17 protein-coding genes are annotated in these 20960 nt (G+C 40.4%); 13 read left to right on the forward strand and 4 right to left on the reverse strand.

The window, feature by feature from the left end:
* Nucleotides 1-84: 84 nt before the first annotated feature.
* On the reverse strand, nt 85-588 hold the full coding sequence (locus V7D82_RS01110) for a nuclear transport factor 2 family protein (RefSeq protein WP_333599125.1): 504 nt from the start codon (nt 586-588) through the stop codon (nt 85-87).
* 123 nt (nt 589-711) lie between these two features.
* Here V7D82_RS01110 and V7D82_RS01115 point away from each other — a divergent pair, with 123 nt between their 5' ends.
* Nucleotides 712-2289 (forward strand): L,D-transpeptidase family protein, encoded by a 1578-nt coding sequence (locus V7D82_RS01115; RefSeq protein ID WP_333599126.1) that lies wholly within the window; start codon nt 712-714, stop codon nt 2287-2289.
* Nucleotides 2290-2298: 9 nt separating this feature from the next.
* Here the strand turns inward: V7D82_RS01115 and V7D82_RS01120 are convergent, their stop codons facing one another.
* The 3 genes from V7D82_RS01120 to V7D82_RS01130 all read right to left on the reverse strand — a co-directional run bounded on the left by V7D82_RS01120 (nt 2299) and on the right by V7D82_RS01130 (nt 6964).
* Nucleotides 2299-3636 (reverse strand): ammonium transporter, encoded by a 1338-nt coding sequence (locus V7D82_RS01120; RefSeq protein WP_333599127.1) that lies wholly within the window; start codon nt 3634-3636, stop codon nt 2299-2301.
* Between the two features lie 251 nt (nt 3637-3887).
* Nucleotides 3888-4850, reverse strand: a complete 963-nt coding sequence (locus tag V7D82_RS01125) for a hypothetical protein (RefSeq protein ID WP_333599128.1) — start codon at nt 4848-4850, stop codon at nt 3888-3890.
* A 95-nt stretch (nt 4851-4945) separates the two neighbouring features.
* Nucleotides 4946-6964: a M13 family metallopeptidase gene (locus V7D82_RS01130; protein WP_333599129.1), complete on the reverse strand. Its 2019-nt coding sequence runs from the start codon at nt 6962-6964 to the stop codon at nt 4946-4948.
* A 196-nt stretch (nt 6965-7160) separates the two neighbouring features.
* On the opposite strand from V7D82_RS01130, the gene V7D82_RS01135 reads away from it, so the two are divergent.
* The 12 genes from V7D82_RS01135 to V7D82_RS01190 all read left to right on the forward strand — a co-directional run bounded on the left by V7D82_RS01135 (nt 7161) and on the right by V7D82_RS01190 (nt 20942).
* Nucleotides 7161-8402, forward strand: coding sequence for a T9SS type A sorting domain-containing protein (locus V7D82_RS01135; protein ID WP_333599130.1), 1242 nt, complete (start codon nt 7161-7163; stop codon nt 8400-8402).
* 219 nt (nt 8403-8621) lie between these two features.
* Nucleotides 8622-10079 (forward strand): CoA-acylating methylmalonate-semialdehyde dehydrogenase, encoded by a 1458-nt coding sequence (locus tag V7D82_RS01140; protein ID WP_333599131.1) that lies wholly within the window; start codon nt 8622-8624, stop codon nt 10077-10079.
* A gap of 15 nt (nt 10080-10094) precedes the next feature.
* Nucleotides 10095-11447, forward strand: a complete 1353-nt coding sequence (locus V7D82_RS01145; protein ID WP_333599132.1) for an aminotransferase class III-fold pyridoxal phosphate-dependent enzyme — start codon at nt 10095-10097, stop codon at nt 11445-11447.
* A gap of 10 nt (nt 11448-11457) precedes the next feature.
* Entirely contained in the window at nt 11458-12912 is a 1455-nt protein-coding gene (locus tag V7D82_RS01150; RefSeq protein WP_333599133.1) for an NCS1 family nucleobase:cation symporter-1, read from the forward strand.
* 1 nt (nt 12913) lies between these two features.
* On the forward strand, nt 12914-14296 hold the full coding sequence (gene hydA / locus V7D82_RS01155) for a dihydropyrimidinase (RefSeq protein ID WP_333599134.1): 1383 nt from the start codon (nt 12914-12916) through the stop codon (nt 14294-14296).
* Nucleotides 14297-14300: 4 nt separating this feature from the next.
* Nucleotides 14301-15167 (forward strand): nitrilase-related carbon-nitrogen hydrolase, encoded by an 867-nt coding sequence (locus V7D82_RS01160; protein WP_333599135.1) that lies wholly within the window; start codon nt 14301-14303, stop codon nt 15165-15167.
* A 40-nt stretch (nt 15168-15207) separates the two neighbouring features.
* Nucleotides 15208-16593 (forward strand): NAD(P)-dependent oxidoreductase, encoded by a 1386-nt coding sequence (locus tag V7D82_RS01165; protein ID WP_333599136.1) that lies wholly within the window; start codon nt 15208-15210, stop codon nt 16591-16593.
* A 4-nt stretch (nt 16594-16597) separates the two neighbouring features.
* Nucleotides 16598-17866: an NAD-dependent dihydropyrimidine dehydrogenase subunit PreA gene (gene preA, locus V7D82_RS01170; protein WP_333599137.1), complete on the forward strand. Its 1269-nt coding sequence runs from the start codon at nt 16598-16600 to the stop codon at nt 17864-17866.
* A 1-nt stretch (nt 17867) separates the two neighbouring features.
* Nucleotides 17868-19103: a M20 family metallo-hydrolase gene (locus V7D82_RS01175; protein WP_333599138.1), complete on the forward strand. Its 1236-nt coding sequence runs from the start codon at nt 17868-17870 to the stop codon at nt 19101-19103.
* Nucleotides 19104-19203: 100 nt separating this feature from the next.
* Nucleotides 19204-20157, forward strand: coding sequence for a 2-hydroxyacid dehydrogenase (locus tag V7D82_RS01180; protein ID WP_333599139.1), 954 nt, complete (start codon nt 19204-19206; stop codon nt 20155-20157).
* Nucleotides 20150-20554, forward strand: coding sequence for a hypothetical protein (locus tag V7D82_RS01185; RefSeq protein WP_333599140.1), 405 nt, complete (start codon nt 20150-20152; stop codon nt 20552-20554). The genes V7D82_RS01180 and V7D82_RS01185 overlap by 8 nt, the downstream gene beginning before the upstream one ends.
* The gene (locus V7D82_RS01190) at nt 20544-20942 is read left to right on the forward strand and encodes a VOC family protein (RefSeq protein WP_333599141.1); all 399 of its coding nucleotides are present in this window, start codon (nt 20544-20546) and stop codon (nt 20940-20942) included. The genes V7D82_RS01185 and V7D82_RS01190 overlap by 11 nt, the downstream gene beginning before the upstream one ends.
* Nucleotides 20943-20960 lie beyond the last annotated feature (18 nt).

Raw genomic sequence — 20960 nt, forward strand, 5'->3', positions numbered from 1 at the left:
TAATGTCCATACTATTAGAAATTGGGGTTCTTATCCTCAATTACGAAGAAATAAAGTGTATGGTTTTCAGGAAGTTAAAAAGAATTACTTTTTTTTATTTTTCAAATCGGTGATAAGCACTTCTTCAATGGGAGCTTTGATTTTTACCACTTCATTTGTCTTGTCATTTGGGATGGTCATGGAGAGCACATAGTGTTTTATTTTCCAGATTCCGTTGCTAAGTTCTAAGACTCCGGAGCCACGACAGATTTTCATTTGAGTGTCTAATAATTCATCGAACCAAGCCGTTTTTTTGTCGGTGCTAAAGTAAATGTGTCTTTCTAATGAAGTGAAATTCCAAGCTTTGCCTTTGTCAAAATAAGGTTTGGCAAAAGCCTGAAAAGCCGTTTTGTTCCAGTTTTCAGTAGCATCAGTTCCGATGAAAACAGCATCGTCTGTCATCGCATCAAAATAATTTTTATAATTGGCTTCGGCGGCAGCTTTGTGCCAGGCGTCGAGGGTGTGATTAATTTGTTCTTGGGCATTCCCTTGTGCTTTCAGACTAATACTAATAAGTGGGAATACTATAAAAAGAATGTATTTTTTCATAAGTCCTTTGGTTCTATTTTGTTTTATACTTGTATTTCTGTTGGATGAAGTAAAGATACTATTTGCTATTGATTTAATATGGCGGTAGTTTTTGTAATTTTATAGTGTAAATAAAAAATTGGAATGAAAAGAAAACAACTATTAGGTATTTTATTAGTGTTATTGGCTTTGGGGTTTTCTTTGACCAGTTGGTTTTGTGACAAGAAAAAAAGCGGTGGTATAACAAATAAAAATCATCCCAAGACATTGGTTGTTTCCTTTGACAGCACTTTGGTAACTTCCTTTTATGCTAAATATCCGAAACTGATTTTATACAAAAAACAAGTAGTTGACTTGTATCAAAACCATCAGTATGATTTTGTTTGGTTTGACCAAAAAGGAAGAAAAGAAACCGCAGATGTGATTTATAATCGAATTAATAATCTGCACGAAGAAGGCATTGATGCCGTTGTTCCTTATAAAGAAACTTTAGATGCTTTGTTTCAAACGGAATCAGCAAAACCCAATATTGAAACCGAATTATTCCTGTCTAATTACTATTTTTTTTATATCAACAAAGCACTTCGGGGCATTGACGACAGCAAATTGAACGAATTGGGTTGGTATTTGCCCAGAAAAAAACAATCCTATGTTTCCTATTTAGATTCTTTGTTGGTTGATCCTACTTTGATAGATAAGAAAGAACCATTGATAGGACAATATTATAAACTTAAAAATGTTTTACAGCGGTATAGAACCATCGAAAAGAATGGAGGTTGGAGCACGATAACAGTTCCTGCTGATTTCAAAGCCCTAAAGCCAAAAGACAGTTCGTCGCTTGTGGCTCAAATTAGAACACGGTTGTTTTTGACGGGCGATATTGCTTCCGACTCCAAGAGCGCTGTTTATGATGAAGAGCTTCAGAACGGCTTTTTGAAATATGAAAATCGAAATGGTTTTGCGTCCGATAAAGTTATTGTAGCTAAGCATATAAACGAGATGAATGTGCCGGTCAGCGACCGCATAAAAACTATCATTGTCAATATGGAACGCTGCCGATGGATTTCGACTGATGTCACCAAAGCCAGAGAATTCATCGTGGTGAATATCCCGTCGTATCGACTGACGTATTTTAAAAATGGCAAGGTAGCTTTGGTTTCCAATGTTGTGGTTGGCAATACGATGAACAAAACGGTTATCTTCAGCGGGATGATGAGTTATATAGTTTTCAGTCCTTATTGGAATGTACCTAAAAGCATAGTCGAAAAAGAAATTCTGCCCGCTATCGCCAAAAACAAAAACTATCTGGCAAAACACAACATGGAGTGGTACAAAGGCAATATCCGACAAAAGCCTGGGCCTGATAATTCACTGGGTCTGATTAAGTTTTTGTTTCCCAATAACAACAATATTTACTTGCATGATACGCCTTCCAAAGGATTGTTTAATGAAGAAAAAAGAGCCTTCAGTCATGGGTGTATTCGGGTAGCCAAACCAAAAGAATTAGCTGGTTTGATATTGCAGGATGACTCTAATTGGACAACTGAAAAAATAGAAGCTGCCATGAATAAAGGAAAAGAATCCTGGTACACGCTCAAAAATAAAATCCCGGTGCATATTGGGTATTTCACCGCTTGGGTGGATGATGAAGGCACCATTCATTTCTACAAAGACATTTATGACCGAGACAATACTTTGGCCGCCATTTTGGTAGAAGAATAAGGGGGTCTTCTAAAATTGCTCTCCGTGTTGCGACAAATCCAAACCAAGAACTTCCGATTCTTCCGAGACTCTGATGGGGATTATTTTATTGGTAACAAGAAACAATACATAAGCGCCACCAAAAGTAAAAACAGACACCAACAAAAGCGCTATCATATGATGACTGAAAATAGTCCAGCCACCGTGTAACAAACTGGCATTAGTGCCTTGCGCAAAAATAGCGGTCAGGATCATTCCCATGATTCCACCTACACCATGACAGGCAAACACATCAAGGGTGTCGTCAATTTGTTTTAGTTTTTTCCAATACACCATTTTATTGGAAACAATGGCGCCAATGAATCCGAAAAACATACTTTGCGGAATGGTAATATACCCTGCGGAGGGTGTAATAACAACTAATCCAACAACAGCACCAATACAAGCGCCAAGCGCCGATACTTTTCTACCGTTCATTCGGTCAAAAAACACCCAGGTAAGCATAGCTGAAGCGGAGCAAATAGTGGTGGTGGCAAAAGCCATAGCTGCGGTAGCATTGGCCGCCAAAGTAGAGCCGGCATTAAATCCGAACCAACCAAACCAAAGCATTCCGGTTCCTAACAATACAAACGGAATGTTGGTGGGAATGTGTTCGCTATTTTTCCGCTTGCCCAAAACTAAAACACCAGCCAAAGCAGCAAATCCGGCACTCATGTGAACGACCGTTCCACCCGCAAAATCTTTGACACCAAAATAACTTCCCAACAAACCATTAGGATGCCAAATCATGTGGCACAAAGGAGCATAAATACAAACGGTAAACAAACAAATAAAGAGCAAAAAGGAAATAAAACGGATGCGTTCCGCAAGTGCGCCGGTGATGATGGCCGGTGTTATGACAGCAAATTTCATTTGAAACAGAGCAAATAAAATAAAGGGAATCGTAGAAGCCATGGCTTTGTGAGGCTGCATTTCTACATAATTAAAGAAAGCAAAATCCGCCGGATTGCCAATAACGCCGTAATGTATCCCGTTTAGTGTTGGGCCTATCGGGCTGCCAAAGGACAATGAAAATCCGACAACCACCCAAAGCAAACTAACAACACCCAGACAAATAAAACTTTTCAGCATGGTGGAAATGACATTCTTCTTGCCCACCATACCGCCATAAAAAAACGAAAGACCGGGAGTCATTAACAACACTAGGCAGGATGCTGTTAAAAGCCAGGCTACATCGGCAAAATTAATGGTGTTAACAGCATTAAAATCAGAATTGTTTTCAGCAGATTGATGAGGCCAAACCAATCCGGTTAGGGCTACTATCGTTATGATGACAAAGGCGATTACCCAACGCTTTTCTAATTTCATTTTTATATATTTTATATTTACCCCTGTTTTTTATTAGGTAAAAATATAAAATAGCATAAATTTTGAATAGAATATTTGTAATTTATTGGGGGTGTGTTGTGATTTTTATCTATTTAATAATAAACTCCTGCTTCTTTTGGAATGTTTAAAAAAACAAGGGTGTTTTTTGTGTAAATCATAAGTTGTCCCAAAAGAGAAAAGCCACAAACAAAGATTTTGCTGTGGCTTTTGTGTTTACTATTCTGGGAAAATTATTTTTTCTGAACGGCTTTTTGTAAATCTTTTAAATCAGAAGACTTTAAATTATAAGAAAGCGTGGTGTAAACCGAATAAATCATTTCTCCGGTAGCTGAATTGAAAACGCTGACAAATTTATCGGTGCTGCTTTTAATGTAAAGCAAATAATAAAAAGGAGTCGTTTCGGTTGTTATTTTGGTGCTCAACTCGGCATTTGAAATCAGTTGGTATTTTAAAGTATAGTCTTCAAAAATGTCTTTTTCTTCGTGCTGTTTGGTTTCATCGCCGGTGAATTTGTTGAACTTGGTCAATACATAATTAGGCACAAAAAGTGTTTCGGTGCTAAGTTTTTTCAAGGCATCTTTATTCAGGGTTTCATCATATAATTTGCGCTCTGCTCCTTTGTTGAGATAAGCCGTTAAGCATTGAATGTAGTTTTTTAAAATTCCCGGACTCCAGTTTCTGATGTGCCCGGCACCATCATAATCAGAGCGGTATAAATAGCTCGGAGTTACCAGTGTGGCAAAATCGGTAAAAAGTTCCAATCGGGCGATTTGAATTTTATTTTTGTCATCGAAATGTTTTCTCTTTTTAGGATCATATACAAAGCTGCCATCACTAGTCCAAAGTTCGAAGTAGAGATGCGTGTTGGAATAATCGGCGTTGCTGCCGCCCATGGTACTTACACTTGTCATGTTGCCGCCAACAGTTACAAAGCTGTTATTGGGCGCTATATTTTTTTCCACATCGGTGTATTTGATGCATTCCACTTTTGAGAAGTTCCAGGTTTTTTTGATGATATCTACATATTCTTTGACTTTGGGAGAGTTGGGATCTTTCATGGCAAAGAAAGTAGTTCCTTGTTTTATTTTCGCTATTTCACCTACATTAGTAATCGCAATCTGGCTGTGCATCACAGCGGGAATACTGATGAGAACTGAAGTAATAAGCGGTAAAAGAGTGTTCTTTAGGTTCATGTTTTTCAGGATATGGTTGTGTAATGGATTCGTTTTTCAAACTTAATTAAAAAAGCCCAACATTGCTGCCGGGCTTAAAGATTAATTATAAAAGATTACCAAATTTTAACCCGTTTGTCGGGAGCCAAATAAAGCGAATCGGTTGGTTTAATTTTGAAAGCTTCATAGAATTCAGGAACATTACGTACTACTCCGTTAATTCTAAATTTAGCTGGCGAGTGTGGGTCTCCGGCAATTTGGCTTCGTAATGCTTCTTCTCGAGATTTCTCTCCCCATACTTGTCCCCAACCCAAGAAAACACGTTGCATACCAGTAAATCCATCCATAACCGGAGCTTCTTTACCATTTAGACTTTCTTTGTAGGCCTTGATAGCAATACTCAATCCGCCTAAATCACCGATGTTTTCACCCAAAGTAAATTCACCATTAACATTTAAATCCGGGAAGGCTTTAAAACTACTATATTGATTGACTAATGCTTTTGTTTTGGCTTTGAAAGCGGTTAAATCGGCAGGTGTCCACCAATTTTTCATCATACCATCACCATCAAATGCACTTCCTTCGTCGTCAAATCCATGACCAATTTCGTGACCAATTACAGCTCCGATTCCACCATAATTTACAGCATCGTCCGCATTTAAATCAAAGAAAGGCGGTTGCAGAATAGCGGCAGGAAATACGATTTCATTAAGGGATGGATTGTAGTAGGCATTTACCGTTTGTGGTGTCATACCCCATTCGGTTCTGTCAACCGGTTTTCCAAGTTTGTCAAGGTTTCTTTTGTATTCATATTCCGTGGCTCTTTGCGTATTGCCATACAAATCGCTTTTGACAATTTTGAGCGAAGAATAATCTCTCCACTTGTCAGGATACCCAATTTTTATCATGAATTTATCAACTTTAGCTAGTGCTTGTTTTTTGGTCTCAGCACTCATCCAGTCTAATTTTTTAATGCTTTCGGCATAGGCTTTCAATAGGTTTTTCACCATGTTGGTCATGCGTTCTTTGGCTTCCGGAGAAAAGTGTTTTTCAACATAAACTTTACCAACCACTTCACCTAAACCACCATTGACAGTGCTTACAGCGCGTTTCCAATCTTCTTCTTGTTTTTCGGTTCCGTATAATGTTTTGCCGTAAAACTCAAAATTTTGTTTGTCTAATGTAGTGGTTAAAATGGAAGCCGATTTGTTAATCAATCCCCATTTCAGATAGGTTTTCCAAGTATCAATAGGAGTGTTTTTGATAATGTCATTTAGACTTTTAGTATATTCCACTTGGGTTACTACGATATTTTTTTCTTTGTCAATGCCGGCATTTTTAAACATAGCAGTCCAATCGAAATCAGGCATCAGTGTTTTTAAATCGGCAGTAGCATATTTATGGTATAATTTAACCACATCGCGAGTTTCCTCTTTTTTCATGTGATGGGTAGCCAATGTAGTTTCGAGTGCCATGATTTTGGTTGCGCTTTCCGCCGGATTTTCCATTCCGGATAATTTCAACATGCTTTCGATATGCGCTACATATTTTTTACGGATGTCCGCCATTTTAGCTTCAGGAGAAAGGTAGTATTCTCTTTCCGGAAGCCCTAATCCGCCTTGCCATGTGATAAGCGTGTAGGCTTTTGGATTTTTAAAATCGGTATAAACAGATATTTGTAAAGGAATGGCAACGCCGGTTCGGTTAGCTTTACCAAAATAGGCCGCCAAATCTGTGCAATTTGCAATAGCATCTATGTTTTTTAATTCGGGTTGAATAGGGGAAATTCCTTTAGCATCACGCTCTTTTCTGTTCATAAAAGAAGCATAGTAATCGCCAATTTTTTGCTCATCACTGCCTCCTGCATTGCTTCCTTTTGCGGCTTCTTCAATAATGGCTTTCACATCTTTTTGCGATTGATCGTATAACATATCAAAAGCACCATAAGAAGCTTTATCTGCCGGAATTTTGGTTTTCTTTAGCCAAGTACCGTTTACATAATTGGCAAAATTATCGCCCGGATTTACTTTGGTATCCATATTTTTTTTATTGATACCTGAAACAAGTTCTTCTTTTTTGCTGCAGGAAACCAGCAGTATTACTGCCGCCAGCAGTGAAATTTTAACGTTTTTCATTGATTGGTTTTCGTTGATTAGAAGGCTAAGTTACAGATTTTTTATTTGTGCCATCAGAATTGTTACTTGTTAAGATGTGATGAAAGAGAACAGCTATTTGTTATTTTTACAAGCTTTTATATTTTAATGCAATATTGTATTAGGGTTTTAAAAGGTCGAGATGTTATATAAAGTTCGCGGTATTAAAAAAATAAAAATGAAAATAAACTACACATTGCTATTGGGTTTGCTGGTTAATTTTACTGGATTAGCTCAAGTAAAAATATTGTTTGACGCTACTAAAGCCGAAATGGCCGGTAGTGCCGATTGGGTAATTGACGCCGATGCTCATAATATTTATTTTAATAGCACAACACATCTGCCTTACGCCAGCACTGGAAGTACCGGAGCTTCAAATCCGCAACGGTATCCTACTCCGGCACAATCCGGAATTACAGCTGCCACGACAGAAGATTATTGGCAAGGGGCTTTGTCTTACTGGGCTGTAGATTGTGCGAAACAAGGTTACACGGTTGAATCATTACCGTTTAATGCCCAAATTACTTATGGTGTTGGCAGCAATGCACAAGACCTTAGTAATTATAATGTTTTTGTAGTCGATGAACCTAACATGCTTTTTTCGGCCAGCGAAAGAGATGCAATAGTGAATTTTGTAAAAAATGGCGGCGGTCTAATGATGATATCAGATCATACCATTTCCGATAGAAATAATGACGGATATGATTCGCCAGACATTTGGAATGATTTGTTATTAAATAATTCAGTTCAAACCGATCCTTTCGGAATTCAATTTGATTTGGCCAATTTTAGTCAAACCACAACGAATGTGGCTAGCTTGCCAACCAATCCAATTTTGCATGGTGTCAAAGGAAATGTAACCAAAGCACAATGGTCTAACGGAACGACGATGACATTGAATACCACTTCTAATAGCAGTGTGAGAGGACTGATTTATAAAACAGGGGCGAGTAATTCAGGAACAGCTAATGTAATGGTGGCACAAGCTACATACCAAGCCGGAAAAGTAGTAGCCATTGGTGATAGCTCCATTCCGGATGACGGAACCGGAGATACCGGGGATACATTATATAACGGTTATATTGCTGACGCTGCCGGCAATCATCAAATATTGTTAATGAATGCTATAATATGGCTGACTACTCCAAATTTGGGAACAAATACTTTTGATGACAATCAAGTCTCTTTAGTGGTTTCCCCTAATCCGGTTCAGAGCAAACAACTAAAACTCAATTACCATTCCTCCCTTTCGGATGCGGCTACTTTTATGATTTATGATGCTCAAGGCAGGATGGTTGAGCAAACAACAATCAACGATGCGATTCAAACAGTAGATTGTAACCAGCTTTCGGCCGGAGTTTACTTTGGAAAAGCAACAGCCGGAGGAGCTTCCAAAACCGTGAAGTTTATTATCGAATAATGCTTATTCCCCTAAATACTATTAGAAACCCTGTCCTCAAAAGACAGGGTTTTTGCTTTCGTAGGCTTTTAGTTTTAAAGTTTTTGAATTTCAATTGTTGAAAATGCTTATTAATTTCTGCTAAAATTACCAAAATGATAATAATTCATTACTAAAATTTGTTTATTCTATATTTGTTATTACTTTTATTAAAATATTTGTAAAATAATAATAATTTAAATGAAATATTCAGCAATTCAGAATTACATCAATGGGCAGTTCGTCCCGTCAACAACAACACAAACTTTAAATGTCATCTCTCCCTTAGACGGGAGTTTTTTATCTACAGTCCCTTTATCCAGTGCCAAAGATTTAGACCATGCCGTAAAAGCAGCACAAGCCGCTTTTCCAGCCTGGAGCAAAACGCCTATTAAGGAAAGGGTACAAGTCTTTTTCCGATACAAAGCGTTATTGGAAAAAAACCTGAAAGAACTGGCAGAACTCTGCAGTGAAGAAAACGGAAAAACTTACGGAGAATCTGTAGCCGAAATCGAAAAATGTATCGAACTTACTGAGTTTGCCACCTCATTACCACAATTAATTACCGGTGAATTATTAGAAGTAAGCCGCGGAGTGGAATGTCGTACAGAGCACGTTCCGTTAGGAGTTGTGGCTTCCATTGTGCCGTTTAACTTTCCATCGATGGTGCCTAACTGGACGATTCCCAATGCGATTGCTTTAGGAAATTGCATGATTATCAAACCTTCTGAAAAAGTGCCATTAAGCTGTGGTCGTTTGGCCGAATTATTAAAAGAAGCCGGCTTGCCGGACGGTGTTTTCAATGTCGTTCATGGCGATGTGGATATTGTAAATGCCATTTGCGACCATCCCAATATCGAAGCCGTTTCCTTTGTAGGTTCAACCAAAGTGGCGAAAATTGTATACCAACGTTCGACTCAAAATTTAAAAAGATGCTTAGCGTTGGGCGGAGCCAAAAACCACTTAATGGTATTACCGGATGCTATTCCGGAGATGACGGCACAAAACGTGGCCGCTTCCATGTCAGGCTGTGCCGGACAACGTTGTATGGCGGCTTCGGCTATGATTGGTGTCGGAAATGTAGATGCTATTGTGGCCAAAATTTGTGACGAAGCCCGCAAAATTGTTCCGGGTGTAAATTTAGGAGCGGTTATCGATAAAGCTTCACAAGAACGAATTGAAAAATACATTGCGCAAGCCGAAAAAGACGGCGCCGAAATATTAGTAGACGGAAGAAACACTAAAGTAGCCGGAAAAGAAAACGGAACCTACGTAGGACCAACGGTAATCGACTTCGTAACGCCAGAAATGAGTGTGGCGACAGAAGAAATCTTCGGTCCGGTAATCTCCATTATCAGAACCAATACGGTAGACGAAGCCTTGGCTATCGAAAACAAAAATCCATATGGAAATGCCGCAAGTGTGTTCACGCAAAATGGTGGCATGGCGCGTTATATTATTGACAAAGCCAGTGCTGGTATGATAGGAGTAAACGTGGGTGTTCCAGTACCAAGAGAACCCTTCAGTTTTGGCGGTTGGAACGAAAGTAAATTCGGAGTTGGCGACATCACTGGAAAAAGCTCGATAGAGTTTTGGACCAAATTGAAAAAGAGCACTATTAAATGGAATGCGGAAGCTGGTGTGAACTGGATGAGCTAATAAAATACAATTGAAATGATTACAAAAGAACAAACATTGACCAAAGAACAAATCATAAGCGACAGCAAAGAATTCAGTTTATTTTCCTGGTCAGCACAAGGAAGTGTCAATCCAATAGCGATAGAAAGAGCTGAAGGCGTGTATTTATACGATTATGACGGCAACCGAATTATTGATTTTTCTTCAGGACTAATGTCCGTAAATATTGGTCATGGTGACCAAAGAGTTACCGATGCTGTGGTGGAGCAAATGCAAAAAGTAAGTTTTGTGACACCAAGTTGTACGACAGAAATCAGAGCGAAGCTTTCTAGAAAACTAGCTGAAATCTGTCCGGGCGATTTGAACAAAGCATTCTACACCTTGTGCGGAACATCGTCTATTGACAATGCTATCAAATTGGCAAGATTGTACACCGGAAGACATAAAATCATAGGAAGATACAGAGCGTTTCACGGAGGCTCCATTGGCGGAATGACCGTGGGTGGCGATCCGAGAAAATTAGCCAACGATTCCCAACAAATGCCCAATGCGGTACATTTAGATGATCCGTATTATTTCTTTGGCATGAAAGATTTAGACGAAACGACCAAGTTAAATCTAAGTTTAGAATATGTAGAAAGAGTCATTCATTTAGAAGGTAAAACCAATATCGCAGCCTTTATTTTTGAAGGCGAAAGCGGTTCTTCGGGCTGTTTGCATTATCCAAAAGGCTACTTAAAAGGCGTAAAAGCGCTATGTGAAAAATATGGAATCTTGTTCGTTGCCGATGAGGTAATGAGCGGATTCGGAAGAACTGGAAAATGGTTCGGTTTCGAAAACCACGACATTGTTCCCGATATGGTTTGCATGGCCAAAGGTTTAACCGCCTCTTATTTGCCGTTAGGCTGTTTGATGGTGTCCGATAAAATCGCCGCTAAATTTGAAGCTACTCCAATGATGATTGGTTTGACTTACAATGGTCATCCGGTAGCATTAGCTGCAGCTTTAGCCGTAATCAATATCTACGAAAGTGACAGACTTATAGAAAATACCCGAAAAATGGGAGTCTATCTGGAATCCAGAATTGAAGCCATGAGAGCGCAACATCCAAGTATGGGAACATTCCGTAACACAGGATTGTTGGGCTGTTTGGATGTCTTAAAAAGCAAAGCTACAAGCGAATTGATTTCTCCATATAACGGCGCTGGTGATGATTTAAAAGTATCGAATGCCATTGCAGGTAAAATCCGTGAATTGGGCATGTACACTTTTGTGCGTTGGGGGTACATTTTTATCGCACCACCCTTATGCGTCACGGAAGCGCAAATTGATGAAGGTTTAGCCATCATCAGTGAAGCCTTAAAAATTTCTGACGCTGCTTTAGTATAAAATCAAACACATGTCCGAAAACCTAAATCATACAAACTCGTCTTTGTATAGTGAAGACTTGGCTCCTGTATCGAATGAAAAACGAACCTGGACCACCTGGAATTATGCTGCTCTTTGGATTAGCATGAGTCTTTGTATCCCGACCTATATGCTGTCGAGTTCTTTGATTGAAGGCGGCATGAATTGGTGGCAGGCGATTTTGACGATATTCTTAGGAAATACAATCGTACTGATTCCAATGATTTTAAACGGTCATGCGGGAGCCAAATACGGAATCCCTTTTCCGGTATTTGCCAGAGCGAGTTTTGGAACAGCTGGAGCCAATATTCCGGCGATGCTTCGAGCCATTGTGGCTTGCGGTTGGTTCGGAATTCAAACCTGGATTGGTGGATTTGCCATATATCAGATGGTGCATTTGTGGATTCCATCAATAGAGACCTTGCCACAAGTTTTCCCAGAATCTTTTGGCTTACAAACTGGACCAGCGATTTGCTTTTTCCTGTTTTGGCTGCTCAATATGTATGTAGTGTATTTAGGTGTAGAGAGCATCCGGAAATTGTTGGTATTCAAAGCCATCTTTTTACCGGTCGCAGCTCTGGCACTTTTGTTTTGGGCGATTAGCGCGGCACATGGTTTAGGACCCATTTTGGAAACGCATTCTAAGTTTACCAATTCAGTCGATTTCTTTCATTTCTTCTTTCCGGCTTTAACCGGAATGGTAGGTTTTTGGGCGACACTGTCTTTAAATATTCCCGATTTTACAAGATATGCAACATCCCAAAAAGCCCAAATAAAAGGACAGATTTACGGCTTGCCAACGTCGATGACCATGTTCGCTTTTGTTGGCGTGGTAGTAACTTCAGCAACGACCATTGTTTTCGGAACGACCATTTGGGATCCTGTGATTTTAGCCGGAAAGTTTGATAGCAAATTATTAGTAAGCATTGCCATGATAGCCGTGGCGATTTCCACTTTGGCCACGAATATTGCGGCAAACATTGTTAGTCCGGCGAATGACTTTGCCAATTTATCACCCTCCAAAATCGATTTTAGAAAAGGTGGTTATATCACTGGAATTATCGGAATTTTGATATTTCCATGGAAATTGATTGCCGACCCAACGGGTTATATTTTTACTTGGTTGGTAGGTTATTCGAGTTTACTCGGACCTGTCGGCGGTATCATGATCGTCGATTATTATTTCATCCGAAAACAGACTTTGGTCGTGGATGATTTATACAACTCTAAAGGAGTTTACAGTTTTTCCAAAGGCTTTAACACCAAAGCGATTTGGGCATTACTCCTTGGAATTCTCCCCAATGTTCCGGGCTTTTTACTAACCATAAAAGTAGTCGATGCAACCGTTTTTCCGGAATGGATTTCGGGCTTGTATCACTACGCTTGGTTTGTAGGCTTCGGCATTAGCGGAATTGTGTATTGGGTTTTAATGAAAAATAAAAAATAACATGAGCATCTTAATTAAAAACGGAAGAATTATAACAGCTACCGATGATTATGTGGCTGATATTTATATAGAAGGGGAAACGATTGCGGCGATTGGTAAAAACTTAAATGTGACTGCTGAGGAAGTAATTGATGCCACAGGAAAATTAGTCATGCCGGGTGGAATCGATCCTCACGTGCATTTGGATATGCCTTTTATGGGAACCTATAGCAGTGATAATTACGAAACCGGAACGCGTGCTGCCTTATATGGCGGAACCACAACCGTGATTGATTTTATTCTGCAAACCCAAGGTAAAAGTTTGCAATCGGCGCTTCAGGAATGGAAAGGCAGGAGCGATAACAATGCAGTGGGCGATTACAGTTTCCACATGGCGGTGACCGATTTCAATGACGAAACCAAAAAGGAAATTCAGCATTTTATAGAAGTCGAAGGCATCACGTCTTTCAAGACTTTTATGGCGTATAAAGGAGCGCTGATGATTGACGACCGTCAAATGATTGGTCTTCAGGAAGAAGTTAAAAAGCATGGCGGTTTAATTAACGTTCATGCTACGAATGGCGATATGATTGATTACCTAATCCAAAAACATAAAGAAGAAGGAAAGCTTTCTCCATTATATCATTACTTATCACAACCCGAAGTGACCGAAGCCGAAGCCAGCGAACGTTTTGTCGACATGATCAATTATACAGGTTGCCCGGGTTACATTGTGCATCTTACTTGTGAAGGCGCTTTGAACGCAGTGCGCAATGCCACAAGAAGAAATCAAAATGTATTTGTGGAAACCTGTATTCAGTATTTGATTTTGGATGCGAGTTTGTACGAACAAAATTTTGAAGGGGCCAAATGGGTAATGTCACCACCATTGCGCGAAAAGAAAGATCAGGAAACACTTTGGGCAGGATTAAATCAAGGTTTGGTTCAGGTGGTTGCCACCGACCATTGTCCGTTTATGTGGGAACAAAAACTGATGGGGAAAGACGATTTCTCCAAAATCCCAAACGGGCATCCAGCCATTGAAAACCGAATGGAATTGCTTTTCAGCGAAGGCGTTAACAAAGGCAGAATTACTTTGAATAAATATGTAGAAGTAGCTTGTACGAATCCGGCAAAAATCTTTGGGATGTTCCCGAAAAAAGGAACCATTGCCATAGGAAGCGATGCTGATATTGTGCTATTTGATGCTAATGAAAAACATACGCTTTCTGCCAAAACGCATCACATGAACGTAGATTATAGCGGTTATGAAGGTTGGGAATTGAAAGGAAAAGTAAAAACCGTTTTGCTTCGCGGTACTGTGGTCATTGACAATAACGAGTGTAAAGTGCAAAAAGGCTACGGTCAATTTGTAAAACGAAATAAAGTACAAGGAAAAATATAATCCTATGGCAAGAATAGTAAAATCAGGGTTAATCCAATTGAGTTTGGCCAAAACCGAAGGCGAAGGAACGATTCCCGAAATTATGGAAGCGATGCTGCAAAAGCACATTCCTTATATTGAAGAAGCGGGAAGGCAAGGCGTTCAGATTCTTTGTTTTCAGGAAATTTTCAACACGCCGTATTTCTGCCCCGGGCAAGACAGCGCTTGGTATGCTTCGGCAGAAAGTGTGCCTGGTCCAACCACAGAAAGAATGCAGGTGTATGCCAAAAAATATGACATGGTAATTGTTGTTCCGGTGTATGAAAAAGACCAAGCCGGTGTTTTATACAATACCGCCGCTGTCATTGATGCCGATGGAACGTATTTGGGCAAATACCGCAAAAACCACATCCCGCAAACGGGAGGTTTTTGGGAAAAATTTTTCTTTAAACCCGGGAATTTAGGGTATCCTGTTTTCCAAACGAAATATGCCAAAGTTGGCGTTTACATTTGCTACGATCGTCATTTCCCAGATGGCGCCAGATGTTTAGGATTAAATGGCGCCGAAATCGTATATAATCCTTCAGCCACCACCGTTGGACAATCCCAAAATTTATGGAAATTGGAACAACCGGCACACGCCGTCGCCAATGGCTATTTCATGGGTTGCATCAACCGAGTGGGAATTGAAAAACCATGGAATCTCGGACGCTTCTACGGAACGTCATACTTCGTAAATCCATTAGGCGAAATCATCGCTTGTGCTTCCGAAGATAAAGATGAATTATTGGTAGCGGAATTCGATTTAGACTTAATAGAACAAATCCGTGGGAAATGGCAATTCTACCGTGACCGAAGACCCGAAACCTATGGAGAAATCACAGCACCTTAAGAAACAAGAAATATAATTAAGATAATAAACCAACCAAAATATGAGCATAAAAAATAACCGATTAACCTCGGCGGAATATCAGGAAAACTTTGCCGATATTCACCCGCCTTTTGAAACCAGAGATGCTGCGCTGACAGAAGCCAACCGTTGTTTGTTCTGCTACGACCCACCTTGTATGAAGTCGTGCCCAACCTCGATTAATGTTCCGAAATTCATCAAACAAATCGCCACCGACAACCTCAAAGGTTCGGCGCATACTATTTTTGCTTCCAATATTATGGGAGCAGGATGCAGTAAAGTGTGTCCGGTTGAAAAACTTTGTGAAGGAGCTTGTGTCTATAATATGATGCACGAAGAACCTATTAACATTGCGCGTTTGCAACGTTATTCTACCGAAAAAGCGATGGATAACAAATGGCAACTATTTGATAGAAAACCTTCGAAAGGTAAAAAAGTAGCGATTGTAGGAGCCGGTCCAGCCGGATTGAGTTGCGCTCACACCTTGAGCCGCGAAGGAATCGATGTAACGATTTATGAAAAAGAAGCCAAAGGCGGAGGATTAATGACATACGGAATTGCAGCTTACAAAGTAACGCCGGAATTCTGCGAAGATGAGGTAAATTATATTATGTCTATTGGCGGCATCGAAATCAAATACAATCAGGAATTTGGCAAAGATGTGACTTTAGAACATTTACAAAAAAACTACGACGCGGTTTATATGGCATTTGGTGTAGGAATGGCGCGCCAATTGGACATTCCGGGCGAGCATTTGGAAGGAGTAGAAGATGCCATCAAATTCATTTACGAATTAAGAGATAATGACTATTCTAAAATTGCTGTGGGCGATAAAGTAGCCGTAATCGGAATGGGAATGACTGCGATTGATGCAGCGACTCAAGCTAAAAGATTAGGCGCTTCTGAAGTGACTTTGGTTTACCGAAGAACGCAAGCAGAAATGCCGTGTACTCAAAAAGAATTAGACATTGCCAAATTAGATGGTTGCAAAATCACCTGGTTAGCCTCTCCAAAAGAAATCCTTGGAAACAACGGGAAAGTGACTCAACTGGTTTGCGATGTAATGAAATTGGGAGAACCCGATGCGAGCGGAAGAAGAAGTCCGATAGCTTCCGGAGAAACCTTTACGCTTGATGTAGACATGGTCATCAAAGCGGCTGGGCAAATGCCTTTCCAATCTTTAGTGAATGCTAATAACATCGAAAACAATAATGGGAAAATTGCAGTAAACGGGAAATCGGCTGCTAAGATGGCTGGAGTTTTTGCCGGTGGCGATTGCGTAAACGGTGGAAGAGAAGTAGTCGATGCGGTGCAAGCCGGAAAAGACGGAGCCGCAGCGATTTTAAAACACATTATTTCCCCGGATTACATCATCGAATCCGAATTAAAACCAACCTTCAACAATTAAGATTATGGCAGATATATCAACCGATTTTTTAGGCATAAAATCACCCAACCCATTTTGGCTGGCCAGTGCACCACCAACCGATAAATTGATCAACGTTGTCCGTGCTTTTGAAGCCGGCTGGGGCGGCGTAGTATGGAAAACCCTAGGCTCGCAAGTTAAGAACGTTTCGTCACGTTATTCATCAGTGAATTATGGTGGAAAACGCATGATGGGTTTTAACAACATCGAATTAATCAGTGACCGACCTTTGGATATCAATCTAAAAGAAATTACACAAGTGGTAAAAATGTTCCCGGACAGGGCTATGATTGTTTCGCTTATGGCAGACAACGACCGAAAATCATGGCATGATTTAATCATGAAAGCCGAAGATGCCGGAGCGATGGGATTTGAATTAAACTTTGGTTGCCCACATGGAATGACCGAAAGAGGCATGGGAGCCGCCGTCGGACAAGATCCTGAAATTGCCAAAATGGTAGTCGAATGGGTAATCGAAAAAGCAACAATTCCCGTAATTACCAAGCTTACGCCAAATGTACATTCGGTGGTGCCAACAGCGCAGGCTGCAGTGCAAGGCGGAACTAGCGCGTTGAGTTTAATCAACACGATTCAAAGTGTAACCGGAATTGATTTAGATACTTTGGTGCCGAATCCGTATGTGGCCGGACAAAGCGTTTTTGGTGGGTATTGCGGTCCGGCCGTAAAACCAATCGCTTTAAAAATGCTAACCACTGTAGCACAAGATCCAATTGCTTCCCGAGTTCCGATTTCAGGAATTGGAGGCGTTAGCACATGGAAAGATGCAGTAGAATTCATGTTGTTGGGAGCGACATCTGTGCAGGTTTGTACCGCTGCGATGAACCATGGCTTCCGTATTGTAGAAGACATGTGCGAAGGTTTGAACAACTGGATGGACGAAAAAGGATTCGAAAAAACGACCGATTTCATTGGTAAATCCGTAGAAAAAATCACCCATTGGGAAGATTTGGACATCAACTACCATCATATCGCGAAAATTGATCAAGACAAATGTATCCACTGTGGTTTGTGTTATATCGCTTGTGAAGATACCTCACACCAATCGATTAATGTCGAAAGAGGAAATCCATATAACAATTACACGGTAAAAGAAGAAGAATGTGTGGGTTGTAATTTGTGCAAATTAGTTTGCCCGGTTGATGAATGCATCACTATGGAAGTCCACCGTGTGGCTCCGGAATATGTGAACTGGAAAGACTGGCAAAGAGAAGGAAGACCTTTAAACGATCATTAAGATGAAGATTAATTCTGCCCGATTGCAACAGCATTTCGAAGCGATGAGTCTGATAGGTAAAATCGGTGAAACCGGAACTTGTCGTCCTGCGCATACTGAGTTGGAAAAGCAAGGATTTGAAATCGCCAGTTCCTGGATGAAAGAAGCCGGAATGACTGTTCGCATTGATAATTTCGGAAATCTTATCGGAAGACTAGAAGGCAAAAATCCTGAGCTCCCCGTTTTGATGATGGGTTCCCATTTAGATTCCCAACCCTATGGCGGCCGTTTTGATGGTGTGGCCGGCGTGTTATGCGCTATTGAAGTGGTGAAAACCTTGCACGATAACGGCATCGTTCCGGAAAGAAGCATTGAAGTCATTTCGTTTGCCGATGAAGAAGGCTGGCGTTTTAATAAAGGGTTGTTCGGTTCGCGAGGCATTTTAGGAAAACTGGAAGAAGGCGAATTAGAACGCACCGATAAAGACGGCATCACTCGTGGTCAGGCTTTAAAGGATTTTGGCTGTGATATCACCAAATTCAAAGATTCTGAATATAAACAAGGAAGCATTTTTTGCTTTTTGGAATTGCATATTGAACAAGGTCCCATTTTAGATTTGGCACACAAACCGATTGGCGTGGTTTCCGGAATTTCGGGACCGCTTTGGTGGACTGTCAAACTCAAAGGAATGGCCGGGCACACTGGTTCTGTTCCCATGCCAATTCGAAAAGATGCTTTGGTAGGAGCTGCCGAAATCATTATCGCTGTCAACGAAATTGCAACACAAGTTCCGGGAAATCCAACCGTGGGAACCGTAGGGACGTTGCAAATTTTTCCAGCGTCGAGAAATATTATTCCGGAAGAAGTAACCTTTACCGTTGATTTGCGAGATATCGATTTAGACAGAAGAAACCGCTATGAGAAACAACTTCGGGATAGAATAGAGGCTATTTGTGCCAAACATAAATTGACTTACGAAATCTCAGAAGACACTAAAAGTGATCCACGTTATTGTGCCGATTGGATTAAGGAAATTATTCATGACGAATGTCAAAAATTAGACTTGGATGAAATTGAACTGATGAGTGGTCCGTTCCACGATGCACTGGCGTTGTCTTACGCTTGCGATTACGGAATGATATTCGTGCGTTGCAAAGACGGTATCAGCCACAATCCGTTGGAATATGCTTCTTATGAAGATTTAGCGATTGGAGCCAATGTCATGCTAGGAACCGTTACCCGCATTTTAGAAAAATAATTGAATTTTTTAGTTAGTTGTAAAAGTCGACATGAGAAATCTGTCGGCTTTTTTTATTGTCTTTCAATAAATAGTATCTTTACTTTTTCAACACACAACTATGTCCAGTAAAGACACTAAAATACTCCACATCGACAGCAATCATCCTTTGTTGTGGGAACAATTGGAACAGGCCGGTTTTCAAAACGAAGCCGATTTTACTTCATCGAAATCCGAAATCGAAGCTAAAATTCACAACTATCATGGCGTGGTTATCCGCAGCCGATTTAAAATGGATGCAGCCTTTTTAGACAAAGCCATTAATCTGAAATTTATTGCCCGCGTTGGTGCTGGCTTGGAAAGTATTGATTGCGATTATGCCGAAGCAAAAGGAATTCACCTCATTGCCGCCCCGGAAGGAAACAGAAATGCTGTAGGCGAACATGCTTTGGGAATGCTTTTATCTTTAATGAATAAATTAAATCGTGCCGACCGTTTGGTGCGCGAAGGCAAATGGATTCGCGAAGGCAACCGTGGTTATGAACTGGAGGGGAAAACCATTGGGCTGATTGGTTATGGCAATATGGGAAAATCATTTGCCAAAAAACTTCGCGGTTTTGATGTGGAAGTGTTGTGCTATGATATTCTTCCCAATCTAGGCGATGCCAATGCGAAGCAGGTTTCCCTTTCTGAATTGCAAGCCAAAGCAGATGTATTGAGTTTGCACATTCCCTGGACACCGGAAACCGATAAAATGATTAACACCAATTTTATCCAGGCATTCGCCAAACCGTTTTGGTTCATCAATACCTCACGCGGAAAAAATGTAGTGACGGATGATTTGGTCGCAGCATTGGAATCCGGGAAAATTCTTGGTGCCGGATTGGACGTGTTGGAATATGAGAAGCTGTCTTTTGAAAATCTTTTTATCGATACCGAAAAACCTAAAGCTTTTGAGTATTTACTCCAAGCCGAAAATGTTTTACTAACGCCACACATCGCCGGCTGGACATTTGAAAGTCATCAAAAACTAGCGCAGACCATAGTGGATAAAATAATTAAACTATATGAATAAAGTTAGCTATTACTTAGTTGTCATTGTGGGAATAGTAACCTTCCTGCAATTCATTCCCCACGCTTTCCTTGGATTCCCTGCTGTTTTGGAACACATTCGAAAAGGCGAAATCAGCGGAGAAGCCACTCAGGGGATGCAAATGATTTGGCTGTATTCGTCTATCATGATGTTGCTTTCCAGTATTTGGATGTTCTTTTTGGCCAAACCCATTTTGGAGGGAAAACACGTGGCCAGAGTGCAGGTTTTGTATGTAAGTATAGGATTAATTGCTTTCGGATTGGGCTGTAGCTATATCGCTCAGGAAGTTTTTAATCATTTATTTTTCTTCACGGTGGAAGGCATTTTGCTATTATTGGCAGTAACATTATTTTATAAAAAAGAAAAAAATGAGCAATAAAGATTTAAAAAGAGTAACAGGTTTGGGTGGGTTTTTCTTCAAAAGTGAAGACCCGAAAGCGATTAGAGATTGGTATGCCACGCATCTCGGAATTCCGGTAAACGATTATGGTTGGACCTTTAGATGGAAGGACCAGGATGGTAATGATGCCGCTACGCAATGGTCGCCTTTTGAGGCTAACACCAAGTATTTTGCGCCAAGCGAAAAACCCTTTATGATCAATTACCGAGTGCATGATTTGGAAGCGCTGTTAGCGGCTTTAAAGGAAGAAGGCGTTACGATTGTAGGCGAAATGGAATCCCACAGTTATGGAAAATTTGGTTGGATATTAGATCCGGAGGGGAATAAGATTGAGCTTTGGGAACCTACAGACGTGAATGCCCTGTAATATTTTGGAATTGTTTTT

The sequence above is a fragment of the Flavobacterium sp. genome (genome assembly GCF_036741995.1).
In the GTDB taxonomy this organism is placed as follows: domain Bacteria; phylum Bacteroidota; class Bacteroidia; order Flavobacteriales; family Flavobacteriaceae; genus Flavobacterium.

What these genes read in the sequence shown, in the direction of transcription:
- V7D82_RS01110 (WP_333599125.1), bottom strand. Translation starts at nt 588, where the DNA reads ATGAAAAAATACATTCTTTTTATAGTATTCCCACTTATTAGTATTAGT.
- V7D82_RS01115 (WP_333599126.1), top strand. Translation starts at nt 712, where the DNA reads ATGAAAAGAAAACAACTATTAGGTATTTTATTAGTGTTATTGGCTTTG.
- V7D82_RS01120 (WP_333599127.1), bottom strand. Translation starts at nt 3,636, where the DNA reads ATGAAATTAGAAAAGCGTTGGGTAATCGCCTTTGTCATCATAACGATA.
- V7D82_RS01125 (WP_333599128.1), bottom strand. Translation starts at nt 4,850, where the DNA reads ATGAACCTAAAGAACACTCTTTTACCGCTTATTACTTCAGTTCTCATC.
- V7D82_RS01130 (WP_333599129.1), bottom strand. Translation starts at nt 6,964, where the DNA reads ATGAAAAACGTTAAAATTTCACTGCTGGCGGCAGTAATACTGCTGGTT.
- V7D82_RS01135 (WP_333599130.1), top strand. Translation starts at nt 7,161, where the DNA reads ATGAAAATAAACTACACATTGCTATTGGGTTTGCTGGTTAATTTTACT.
- V7D82_RS01140 (WP_333599131.1), top strand. Translation starts at nt 8,622, where the DNA reads ATGAAATATTCAGCAATTCAGAATTACATCAATGGGCAGTTCGTCCCG.
- V7D82_RS01145 (WP_333599132.1), top strand. Translation starts at nt 10,095, where the DNA reads ATGATTACAAAAGAACAAACATTGACCAAAGAACAAATCATAAGCGAC.
- V7D82_RS01150 (WP_333599133.1), top strand. Translation starts at nt 11,458, where the DNA reads ATGTCCGAAAACCTAAATCATACAAACTCGTCTTTGTATAGTGAAGAC.
- hydA (WP_333599134.1), top strand. Translation starts at nt 12,914, where the DNA reads ATGAGCATCTTAATTAAAAACGGAAGAATTATAACAGCTACCGATGAT.
- V7D82_RS01160 (WP_333599135.1), top strand. Translation starts at nt 14,301, where the DNA reads ATGGCAAGAATAGTAAAATCAGGGTTAATCCAATTGAGTTTGGCCAAA.
- V7D82_RS01165 (WP_333599136.1), top strand. Translation starts at nt 15,208, where the DNA reads ATGAGCATAAAAAATAACCGATTAACCTCGGCGGAATATCAGGAAAAC.
- preA (WP_333599137.1), top strand. Translation starts at nt 16,598, where the DNA reads ATGGCAGATATATCAACCGATTTTTTAGGCATAAAATCACCCAACCCA.
- V7D82_RS01175 (WP_333599138.1), top strand. Translation starts at nt 17,868, where the DNA reads ATGAAGATTAATTCTGCCCGATTGCAACAGCATTTCGAAGCGATGAGT.
- V7D82_RS01180 (WP_333599139.1), top strand. Translation starts at nt 19,204, where the DNA reads ATGTCCAGTAAAGACACTAAAATACTCCACATCGACAGCAATCATCCT.
- V7D82_RS01185 (WP_333599140.1), top strand. Translation starts at nt 20,150, where the DNA reads ATGAATAAAGTTAGCTATTACTTAGTTGTCATTGTGGGAATAGTAACC.
- V7D82_RS01190 (WP_333599141.1), top strand. Translation starts at nt 20,544, where the DNA reads ATGAGCAATAAAGATTTAAAAAGAGTAACAGGTTTGGGTGGGTTTTTC.